Raw genomic sequence first — 2,598 nt, 5'->3', positions numbered from 1 at the left:
CCCCGAGGCCGACGGCGACCCCGGCTGCGGCCAGGCCGCCGCCCAGGCCGAGCACGGCACGCCGCGACAGGCGAGGTCCGCCCGGCTGGTCGTGCGGGTCGGTGGGGGAGGCCAAGGTCAGGCGCCCGTGACCGTGGCGGTGAGCCGCGACAGGGGCTCGGACAGGGCGTCGACCGCCGCGGCCAGCTCCTTCACCTGCGCGTCGGTGAGCTGGTCGTAGTACGTGAAGCCGTCCTCGAGCGAGCCCTGCTCGGCGAGCAGCGCGTCGATCTCGGCGAAGCGGGTGGTCAGCGTCTCCGCCAGGTCGGGGTCCTCGGCCTCGACGATGTCCGCGAGCACCTCGTACCCGACGCGCGCGCCGTCGACGTTGGCCTGGAAGTCCCACAGGTCGGTGTGCGACCAGATCTCCTCCTCGCCGGTGACCTTGCCGGTGGCGACCTCGTCGAGCAGCTCCTTGGCGCCGTTGGCGATCTGGAACGCCTCGAACGCGAAGTCGGGGGCGTTCACCTCGTCGACCAGCTGCTGGGTGGACGTCACCAGGTCCGCCGCGGCGGCGTCGCGCTGCTCGGGCGTGAGCGGCACGTACGTCACGCCACCGTTCGCGTCCGGGGCGGGCTGCCAGAGGTCCTTCTCGATGAGGTGCCAGCCGCTCCACGCGGCGCCTTCCTCGACGTCCGCCTCGCGCAGGTCGAGCAGCGGGTCGAGGTCGCCGAACGACTCGGCCACGGGCTCGACGCGCTCCCAGTGCGCGCGGGTGTCCGCGTACAGCGACTTCGCGGTCTCGTCGTCGCCCGCGGTGTAGGCGTCGGCGAAGGCCTGCGTGCCGGCGATGAGTGCGCCGACCTGGTCCTTCACGTACGCGACGTAGGAGGCCTCGGCAGCGGCCAGCTGGTCGGCGGTGTCACCCGTCGGGCCCACCTCGACGCCCGAGTCGTTCACGGTGAACTCGGCGCGGATGCCGTCGCCCACCATGCCCGGCTTGCAGGAGGTGTAGTACGTGCCGGGCTTGACCTGCGCGATGAGGTCGCGCGAGAGGCCGGGGCCGACGTTCTCGACCTCGGCGACGACCCGCAGGCCGTCCTCGCCGAGCAGGTAGAACTCGGTGACGTCGTCGCCCGCGTTGGTCACGGAGAAGCGGACCGTCCCGGAGTCGGCCTCGGTCGCGGACACGTCGCAGGTGTCGGCGGTCGAGGTCACCGTGAGCACCCCCGCACTGCCCGACGCGCCCGGCTCCGCGGTGCCGTTGGGCACGCAGGCCGCCACGAGCGGGAGGACGAGCGCGGCCAGGGCGGCGGCGACGGTGGTGGTGCGGCGGGACATGGGTCTCCTCGGAGAAGAACTGGCGGGGTGGTGCGGCAGCGAGATCAGGCGGCGGTGGCGCGCACGGCCGGCGCGACGGCGGGTGCCGACGGGCGGGCGGGCGCAGAGCCCCACGTGGTGCGGATGAAGAAGTACATCGTCGGCAGGAGGTAGGCGGTCCAGGCGACCGCCTGGAGCACGGTCGTGGCCGGCGAGAAGTTGAAGACGCCCTTGAGCAGCGAGCCGTWCCAGCTGCTGGGCGGGATCGTCGCCGAGACGTCGAAGGCGAGGGTGTTCAGGCCGGGCAGGATCCCGGCCTCCTGGAGGTCGTGCACGCCGTAGGCCAGCACGCCCGCGGCGACCACGACGAGGAACAGCCCGGTCCAGGCGAAGAACACGCGGAGGTTGAGCTTGAGCGCGCCGCGGTAGATCAGCCACCCGGCGAGCACCGCGGTGCCGAGGCCCAGGGCGGCACCGACGAGCGGCGCGAAGTTCGGGCCGGTGTTCACGGCGGTGCCGCTGGTCGCCTGCGCGCTGGCCCACAGGAACAGGGCGGTCTCCAGGCCCTCGCGCCCGACGGCGAGCATCGCGACCACGAGCACGGCGCGCTTGCCGGCGCCGAGCGCGTCGTCGAGCTTGTGGTGCAGGTCGGCCTTCATGTGCCGCGCGGTGCGGGCCATCCAGAAGATCATCCACGTCACCAGGCCGACCGCGACGATCGAGAGCGTGCCGCCGATGGCCTCCTGCGCCTCGAACGACAGCCCGGACGGGCCGAACGTGAGGATGGCCCCGAACACCAGCGACGCCCCGATCGCGACCCCGACCCCGGCCCACAGCGCCGGCAGCTGCTCGCGGCGCCCGGACTTGACCAGGTACGCGACGAGGATGCTGACGACGAGTGCGGCTTCGAGGCCCTCGCGCAGACCGATGAGGTAGTTGGCGACCATGAACGCTTCCGGGTGCAGGGGGCTGACTCTGGGTCAGATGAGGACAGGCTTACCTCACCGCCCGGACACTACCCCTGCGGACGCACCGGGCGCGACAGTGTCCCGCCAGCCGGTGCTGTGACGCGGCTCACCGACCGCCGAGCGCCTCGATCCGCTCACGCAGCCGCGGCCACGCGTCGGCGAACGCGGGCAGGAGGGGCAGGGCGGGCACCTGGTCGAGCGGGACCCACCTCAGCTCGACGCTCTCCGCGTCCGTGACCGCGGGGTGGATCGGGAGGATCTCGTCGGCGATCACCGTGGTGTAGGACCAGTCGGGGTGCTGGAGGGTGTAGGACCAGTCGGGGTGCTGGAG

The 2,598-nt window shown here is 72.7% G+C and carries 3 protein-coding genes; all 3 read right to left on the bottom strand.

Annotated elements, in window-relative coordinates; all coding sequences use genetic code 11:
• Positions 1 to 117 precede the first annotated feature (117 nt).
• Positions 118 to 1,320, bottom strand: coding sequence for an iron uptake system protein EfeO (efeO, locus tag AC1DUQ_RS20465; protein ID WP_477060333.1), 1,203 nt, complete (start codon positions 1,318 to 1,320; stop codon positions 118 to 120).
• 44 nt (positions 1,321 to 1,364) lie between these two features.
• Positions 1,365 to 2,246 carry an iron uptake transporter permease EfeU gene (gene efeU, locus AC1DUQ_RS20460; RefSeq protein WP_477074494.1) on the bottom strand — a complete coding sequence of 294 codons (882 nt, stop codon included), beginning with the start codon at positions 2,244 to 2,246 and terminating at the stop codon, positions 1,365 to 1,367.
• A gap of 127 nt (positions 2,247 to 2,373) precedes the next feature.
• Positions 2,374 to 2,598 (bottom strand): NUDIX hydrolase (locus AC1DUQ_RS20455; RefSeq protein ID WP_477074493.1); only part of this gene is annotated, 225 nt, incomplete at its 5' end.

The organism is Cellulomonas sp. P4_B5_2, from assembly GCF_056402235.1.
The sequence above is the reverse complement of the archived record's forward strand: the minus strand, read 5'-3'. Positions and strand labels throughout refer to the sequence as shown.